The organism is Actinophytocola sp. (genome assembly GCF_045807065.1).
GTDB lineage: Bacteria > Actinomycetota > Actinomycetes > Mycobacteriales > Pseudonocardiaceae > Actinophytocola.
The window spans coordinates 1-6876 of record NZ_JBJMIE010000436.1; the positions used below are offsets into that span (position 1 = coordinate 1).

Sequence of the window (6876 nt, forward strand, 5' to 3'; positions counted from 1 at the left end):
CACCGCCAGGGCGACATCGCCAACATCACCATGGTCACCGCCGACGCGGCACGGGCCAAGAACTTCTACGAAACCGTACTCGAGGTGCCGCTCACCCCCGGCCGCGTCCCGAACGCCTGGAGCAGCGCCGAGATCCAACCCCGCCTCGGCATCTGGTCCCCCGAGAACACCCCACCCCAGGTGCAGCTGTGCTACCGCGTCGACAACCTCCACGCGGCCGTCGACCGCGTCCGCACCGCCGGCGGCACCGCCGCCGCCATCACCCGCGAACCCTACGGCCTGATGGCCGAATGCACCGACGACCAGGGCACCCGCTTCCAACTCTGGCAGCCCGCCGACTAACCGAACGCCGCCACGAACCGCTCCCGCAAATCCCCCAACCGGTCCACCGGCTCGTTGGAGAACACCAACCGCAGATACCGCCCGCCGCTGCCACCCCAACCCTCCATCGGGGTGGCCGCGACCCGACCGCGCTCGAACAACCGCGACGCGGCCTCGGCCGGCGCGAGCCCCATGGCCGTCGTGTCCACCAGCAGCGACCAACCGCCGCCAGGGGCGACACACGGGTAGCCGGCCAGCTGATCGAGCACCACCGCCGCCCGTTCCCGCCACGTCCCGGTCGCGGCCGCGACATCCGCGTCGGCGTCCGGCGCGGACAACGCGGCCGCCACCGCCTCCTGCGCGATGCCCACCTGACCCACCACGTTCGCGACCGTCACCAGGTGCACATCACGCATGACCGACGCCGGACCCACCACCCAACCCACCCGCCACCCGATCATCCGCAGCTCCTTCGACGCCGACCCCACCGTGATCGTCCGGTCCGCCAACCCCGGGTGCCGCGCCGGATGCGCCGGCCCGGCACCGTCGAACCGGATCCGCTCCATCGCCGCGTCATACACCACCCACGGCACCGCGGTACCGGCCAGCGCATCCCAGTGCTCCGGCCCCAGCAACGCACCCGACGGCATCGCCGGCGACATCAACAACACCGCCGCCGTGTTCGGCCCCACCGCACCGGCCAACTCCCCCGGATCGACCGTCCACCCCGCCGGCCCCGGCCGACTCGCCACAAACCGCGGCACCCCACCCGCCAACCGGATCCGATTGAGGATCCCCAGGTAGAACGGATCGCCGACCACCACCTCCTGCCCCGGCTCCACCGTCGCCAACAACACGTTCAGGATCCCGTTGCACCCACCCGCGCTACACACGCACTCCGCCCCCGGATCGTAGGAACGGTGCGCCATACGACCGACATGCGCCGCCGCCGCCTCCCGCAGCGACGCCCGGCCCTGGAACGGCAGATAACTGTTGGCCGAGTCGTCGTCCACCGCCGCCCGCGTCGCCGCCAACGCCACCGCCGGCGGCCGCAGATCCGTGTCCAGGTTCTCCAACCGCAACAGATCCGGATCACCCGACGCGTCCGCGGCATCCCCCACCCGATCCACCCCGATGCCCCCGAGGTGCGCCAACCGCGACACACTCACCCGCCCACCCGCCTCTCCTGCCCTACGGCCACCAGAACATCCCCGGCTCAGGATGGTCGACGAACCCCAACGCGCGGTAGAGCGGTTCACCCTCCCGCGACGCGTGCAGATCCACCCGCGCCACCCCGCGCTCCCGGAACCACCCCAACAGACACTCCAAGATCGCCCGGCTGTGCCCACACCGCCGGTACCCCGGATCAGTCACCACCCCATACACCTGACCCACCCGGCCGTTGTGCGCCCGCGGCCCCGGCAACCGCTGCTCGACCGCCCCCACACCACACGCCGCCACACCACCCGCGTCGCCATCCACCACCAGGATCCGCGTCCCCTCGGCGGCCACCTGCTCCGCCAACACCCCCGCAAGGCTCTCCCGCCACCCGTTCTCCCCCGACACCTCGATCGCCTCGAACAACAACGCCCGCAACCGCACCAACTCGGCGACATCACCCGCCACCGCTCGCCGCACCCGAGACATGTCATGACCCTATCGCGCCCCAGCCCCTTACATCGACCTGTTCAACGACATCGTCGGAGGTAGGAGGTAGCGTCGAGACCGCTATGCCCAGGAAGGTCGACCACCACTCCCGCCGCACCGCCATCGCCGAATCGGCATGGCGGCTGACCGCGCGCGGCGGCATCGAAGCCGTCACCATGCGCCACGTCGCCACCGACGCCGGCATGTCACTCGGCCAGGTCCAGCACTACTTCCCCACCAAGGACGAACTGCTCACCTTCGCCTACGACCTCCTCACCGAACGCACCGCGCAACGCGTCAACCACCCCGACCCCGACGCCGAACCCCGCGACGTCGTCCACGACGCACTCGTCGAAATGCTCCCCCTCGACGAACAACGCACCCGCCAAGCACACGTCACCCTCGCCTACCTCGCCCACGCCGCCGTCGCCCCCGCCATGGCCGCCCGGCTCCGCAAGACCCACGCCGACCTCATGGACCTCATCGTCGACCAACTCCGCCGCGGCCAACACCGCGGCACCGTCGACCTCGACCTCGACCCCGCCCGCGAGGCCCGCACCCTCCTCGCCGTCCTCGACGGCCTCACCGCCCACGTCCTCATCGGCAACCACACCGCCACCGACGCCGAACACGCCTTCGACACCCACCTCGACGACCTGTTCACCAGCACCTGAACCCCACATGAACACCACCACCCTCCGGGCGACCAACCGCGCCACCCTCGCCCGCCAACACCTCCTCGCCAGAACCGAACAGACCGCCCTCGACACGATCGAGCACCTGGTCGGCATGCAGGCCCAAGCCCCGTTCCCGCCCTACACCGGCCTCTGGACCCGACTGCGGGACTTCCAACCGGACGAACTCGCCGACGCCCTCCTCAACCGCCACGTCGTCCGCATCGCCCTCATGCGCGGCACCGTCCACCTCGTCACCGCCGCCGACGCCTGCTACCTACGCCCACTCATCCAGCCACTGCTCGACCGCGACCTCCGCACCAACACCCAACACGCCCGCCACCTCACCGACCTCGACCCCACGACGATCGCCGACACCGCCCGCCACGCACTCGCCGAACGACCCCACACCCCCAAAGAACTCGGCGCCGCACTCGCCCAACACTGGCCCGACCGCTCCCCCGCCGCACTCACCCACGCCGCCCGCGGCCTGCTGCCACTCGTCCAGGTACCGCCCCGCGCCGTGTGGGGCCGCGCCGGCCACACCGCCTACCAGACCGCCCAACACTGGCTGGGCCGCGAACTCGACCCCGCACCCGACCCACGACGCATGATCACCCGCTACCTCGCCGCGTACGGCCCCGCCTCCGTCGCCGACATGCAGACCTGGTCCGGCCTCACCCGCCTCCGCGAGATAACCGAGACACTCGACCTGCCCACCACCCGCACCCCCGACGGCCGCGAACTCTACGACCTGCCCGACGCACCCCGCCCCGACGAGGACACCCCGGCACCGGTCCGCTTCCTCCCCGAGTTCGACAACATCCTGCTCTCCCACGCCGACCGCACCAGAATCATGACCGAGGAACACCGCAAACGCCTCTTCGCCGTCAAGAACGGCGTCCTCCCCGGCACCTTCCTCGTCGACGGCTTCGTCCACGGCTCGTGGCGCGTCACCCGACAACGCACGTCAGCCCTACTGATCATCACCCCATGGGCTCGAACCACCGACAAGGACCTGACCGTCCTCACCGCCGAAGGCACCCGCCTCCTCGACTTCCTCGCCGCCACCGCCGAGACCAAAGACGTCCGGATCGAGACCTGAACGTACCGCCCCCACTGCCGAGCCGGCCAACACAAGCCCAGCCAGGCAGACACGAAGCCAGTCGGTCCGCTCTGTGCGCTTTTGGGTCTACCGCACCTTCTCTCGGAAGCCTCGAGCAACCGCGCATAATATTGGACATCTATATGATTGATACAATATCAATGTAGTACTGTGGGGGAGTGGCGTGCGAGGTTGTGTTTGTCGCGCCAACGGGACACAGCGCGAATGCGCCGACAGACGATGGCCCTTCCAGCTAATGGCTACGAGCGGGCCAGCGGGGCCATGAACTGCTGCCGCTGGCCAGGGTCTCCGTAGCATCCGCCGAGGATCGGGCGAATACGGCTCGATAGGGTTCTGACCTTGGGAATCGAGCAGGCGTGGTGTCTCACCCTGACCACGAACGCCGTCATCGCGTGGACGACGGAGTACTTCGGGCTCGCCGTCGAGTCGCTGCGCCGCGGCGGCCGCCATGTCGACGACGAGGTGCTCGCGCACATCTCCCCGGCCCACAGCGAGAACGTGAACTTCTTCGGCGCCATCGAGGTCGACATCGACGCCGAACTCGCCCAGCTCGGCCCGACCGGGTACCGGCCGCTGCGCGCGGGCGACACCCTGTTCTGAACTTCTCGATCACGGCCAGCTTGGTGGGGGTTGTGGCAGTGGGTTAGCTCCGGAGGGGCGCAATCCGTCGAAGATGATGGCCTGGTAGCGACGCCACAGGTCCGGGTGCGCGTTGGGGTGGCAGCCGGCAACGTGAACGGGTGCGCAGATCAGCAGGAAGACGTCGGTGCCGGTGATGTCGGCTCGGATGGCCCCCGCCGCACGGGCCCGGTCGACGAGTGCGCTGACGGCCACGTGCAGGTCGTTGCGCAGTTCGGTCACTCGGGAGTCGTCGTCGGCTCGCAGGAAGGTGAGGTCCTGCTGCTTGATCCCGTCGGCGGCGACAGTCAGGAACTCCGACAGTGCGGCCTCCGGGTCGGCTGTCGCGAGCAACCGTCGGGCCACAGCGGTGAGCGCCGCGAAGTGGCCACCGACGATCGCGGCGATCAGCTCCTCCTTCGAGGTGAAGTGGCTGAACACCGTCGCCTTCGCCACGCCCGCCCGGTCTGCGATATCTGCGATCGAGGCGTCGATGCCGCGCGCGGCGAACTCTTCCTCGGCCGCGGCGAGGAGGAGCTCACGATTGCGGGCTGCGTCAGCGCGGAGCGGGCGAGCCGAGGAGGTCATGGATCACACTCTAGCAACTTGATCGACCGGTCATCTTCGGCTTAGGCTCGGCGACTAACATGACCGGTCGATCAAGTTGAGGGTGTTCGGCCGGTCATCCCGAAGGAGGAGGACACCTGATGAACCTGAACGGCGCGACAGCCCTGGTCACTGGGACGAACAGGGGCCTGGGCCACCATTTCGCGGTGGAGCTGCTCAAGCGGGGCGCGAAGGTGTACGCGACCGCCCGCCGCCCCGAGCTCGTCGACGTGCCCGGTGCCGAGGTGCTGCGGGTGGACATCACCGACCAGGAATCGGTCGCTGCGGCGGCGGAGGCTGCCCCCGATGTCGACCTGCTGATCAACAATGCTGCGTTCACCGGTGGCGGGAACTTCATCGGTGGAGATCTCGACTCGATCCGAGCGGTGATGGATTCCAGCTACTACGGCACGCTGGCCATGATCCGTGCGTTCGCCCCGGTCCTAGCGCGCAACGGCGGTGGCGCGATTCTCAACGTGTTGTCGGCGGTGGCGTGGATGACCGTCGATGGCAATACCTCCTACGCGGCGGCGAAGTCCGCGCAGTGGGGGCTGACCAACGGGGTTCGTGTCGAGCTGGCCGGGCAGAACACGCTGGTTTGCGCGCTGGTTCCGGGGCTCATCGACACCGAGACGCTGCGCGACTACGCGCGCGGGTCCGGGATCGTGTTGCCCGAGCGGCGGCTCAACGATCCGGCGGATCTCGTCCGTCGAGCTCTGGACGGGATCGCCGCCGGGGAGATCGAGATCCTCGATGAGTCCGCTGTCGAGGCGAAGGCTCGTCTGGCCGGGCCGCCGGCCCAGTTCGATCTGAGCGCCGCCCGGTAGCCGGTCATGTTCGGCGTGGGGTGGGGTCTCCCCGGTGGTCGACAGGCATATGCGCAGCTCGGGGAACGCGGCGACGGTACCGACGGTGCGTTCGGGGTCGGCGGGCTCCACGTGCGCGGCCCAGGTGCTGCTCACCGCACAGCCCGACACCTCGGCCACCAGCCCGCAGCAGAACGACAGCAGATCCCGCCCGCTCGCGATCATCGCGCCCATCGCCCCGTGATCACCACCCGTGACCAAGTCAACCAAGTCAGGAGCTCTCCGTGATCCGCTTCTTCTCCCTCATCCCCCGCCTCCCCGACATCGACCGCCAGCGCTTCCACGACCACTGGCGCCACCCGCACGGCACCCTGGGCCGCCAGATCCCGGGCATGCTCACCTACGTCCAGGCGCACCAGTTCGACACCGACCGCCTCGGCCCGGGCCAGGACGAGTTCGACGGCGTCGCCATGCCCTCGTTCGACTCCGCGAAGGACGCCGCCGCACTGGTCGACGAGCCCTTGTTCGTCGACAACATCCGCCCCGACGAGCCGTTGTTCCAGGACCTGCCGAGGGTCGTCTTCTTCATCACCGAGGAGGAGGTGATCGTCTCGCGGCCCGCCATCGGCGCCGGCGCCGCGGCCGATCGGCAGTGGGACGTGCTGGAGCGGCCGACCAGCATCCATCTCCTGCAGTTCGTGCACCTCGACGGCAATCCCGGCTGGGCCGGCGCGGACGACGCCGAGCTCGGCCTGCGGATCGGCGCGCTGCGCCACGCGGTGAACCGGCCGAGCGCGGAGGTGCACAGCGACAGCGCACCGTTCCTCGGCGCCCGCCAGCTGTGGTGGCCCACCCTGACGGCGTTCCAGGACGGCGTGGACGCCGATCCGGCCGCCTTCGACGAGCTCCTCGCCCGGGCCGGTCACGCCGTCACCATGCTGGCGGTCTCGGAACGGTTCCTGCGCTGAGCCTGCTCGCCACCGCCGGACTGACCGACGGCACCGGCGGTGGCGGCGGAGCAGCCGGTGTGCGGATGTTCTCCGACCGGCCACCTCGTCGAAGATCCGCCCTGGAACGG

At 69.6% G+C, this 6876-nt stretch carries 10 protein-coding genes; 7 read left to right on the forward strand and 3 right to left on the reverse strand.

Features of this window, described 5'->3' with window-relative positions; all coding sequences use genetic code 11:
• On the forward strand, positions 1-342 hold a 342-nt coding region (locus tag ACJ73U_RS25705), incomplete at its 5' end, for a VOC family protein (RefSeq protein WP_407780272.1).
• On the opposite strand, the gene ACJ73U_RS25710 is transcribed toward ACJ73U_RS25705, so the two are convergent.
• Both ACJ73U_RS25710 and ACJ73U_RS25715 read right to left on the reverse strand, forming a co-directional pair.
• A complete protein-coding gene (locus ACJ73U_RS25710; RefSeq protein WP_407780273.1) occupies positions 339-1490 on the reverse strand; it encodes a pyridoxal phosphate-dependent aminotransferase in 1152 nt (383 codons plus the stop codon). The two genes, ACJ73U_RS25705 and ACJ73U_RS25710, sit on opposite strands and share 4 nt — an antisense overlap.
• A gap of 22 nt (positions 1491-1512) precedes the next feature.
• On the reverse strand, positions 1513-1968 hold the full coding sequence (locus ACJ73U_RS25715) for a GNAT family N-acetyltransferase (protein ID WP_407780274.1): 456 nt from the start codon (positions 1966-1968) through the stop codon (positions 1513-1515).
• 83 nt (positions 1969-2051) lie between these two features.
• On the opposite strand from ACJ73U_RS25715, the gene ACJ73U_RS25720 reads away from it, so the two are divergent.
• The 3 genes from ACJ73U_RS25720 (at position 2052) to ACJ73U_RS25730 (ending at position 4368) form a co-directional block, all read left to right on the forward strand.
• On the forward strand, positions 2052-2642 hold the full coding sequence (locus ACJ73U_RS25720; protein WP_407780275.1) for a TetR/AcrR family transcriptional regulator: 591 nt from the start codon (positions 2052-2054) through the stop codon (positions 2640-2642).
• A 7-nt stretch (positions 2643-2649) separates the two neighbouring features.
• The gene (locus ACJ73U_RS25725) at positions 2650-3747 is read left to right on the forward strand and encodes a winged helix DNA-binding domain-containing protein (protein ID WP_407780276.1); all 1098 of its coding nucleotides are present in this window, start codon (positions 2650-2652) and stop codon (positions 3745-3747) included.
• Positions 3748-4107: 360 nt separating this feature from the next.
• Positions 4108-4368 (forward strand): Tn3 family transposase, encoded by a 261-nt coding sequence (locus tag ACJ73U_RS25730; protein WP_407780277.1) that lies wholly within the window; start codon positions 4108-4110, stop codon positions 4366-4368.
• Positions 4369-4377: 9 nt separating this feature from the next.
• Here the strand turns inward: ACJ73U_RS25730 and ACJ73U_RS25735 are convergent, their stop codons facing one another.
• Positions 4378-4974: a TetR/AcrR family transcriptional regulator gene (locus tag ACJ73U_RS25735; RefSeq protein WP_407780278.1), complete on the reverse strand. Its 597-nt coding sequence runs from the start codon at positions 4972-4974 to the stop codon at positions 4378-4380.
• A gap of 119 nt (positions 4975-5093) precedes the next feature.
• Here ACJ73U_RS25735 and ACJ73U_RS25740 point away from each other — a divergent pair, with 119 nt between their 5' ends.
• The 3 genes from ACJ73U_RS25740 (at position 5094) to ACJ73U_RS25750 (ending at position 6766) form a co-directional block, all read left to right on the forward strand.
• On the forward strand, positions 5094-5819 hold the full coding sequence (locus tag ACJ73U_RS25740; RefSeq protein ID WP_407780279.1) for an SDR family NAD(P)-dependent oxidoreductase: 726 nt from the start codon (positions 5094-5096) through the stop codon (positions 5817-5819).
• A gap of 85 nt (positions 5820-5904) precedes the next feature.
• Positions 5905-6042 (forward strand): hypothetical protein, encoded by a 138-nt coding sequence (locus ACJ73U_RS25745; RefSeq protein WP_407780280.1) that lies wholly within the window; start codon positions 5905-5907, stop codon positions 6040-6042.
• Positions 6043-6082: 40 nt separating this feature from the next.
• Positions 6083-6766, forward strand: coding sequence for an EthD domain-containing protein (locus tag ACJ73U_RS25750; RefSeq protein WP_407780281.1), 684 nt, complete (start codon positions 6083-6085; stop codon positions 6764-6766).
• Positions 6767-6876 lie beyond the last annotated feature (110 nt).

Excerpts from the sequence above, each read along its gene's own strand:
- ACJ73U_RS25715 (WP_407780274.1), bottom strand. The coding sequence starts at position 1,968 with ATGTCTCGGGTGCGGCGAGCGGTGGCGGGTGATGTCGCCGAGTTGGTG.
- ACJ73U_RS25720 (WP_407780275.1), top strand. The coding sequence starts at position 2,052 with ATGCCCAGGAAGGTCGACCACCACTCCCGCCGCACCGCCATCGCCGAA.
- ACJ73U_RS25725 (WP_407780276.1), top strand. The coding sequence starts at position 2,650 with ATGAACACCACCACCCTCCGGGCGACCAACCGCGCCACCCTCGCCCGC.
- ACJ73U_RS25735 (WP_407780278.1), bottom strand. The coding sequence starts at position 4,974 with ATGACCTCCTCGGCTCGCCCGCTCCGCGCTGACGCAGCCCGCAATCGT.
- ACJ73U_RS25740 (WP_407780279.1), top strand. The coding sequence starts at position 5,094 with ATGAACCTGAACGGCGCGACAGCCCTGGTCACTGGGACGAACAGGGGC.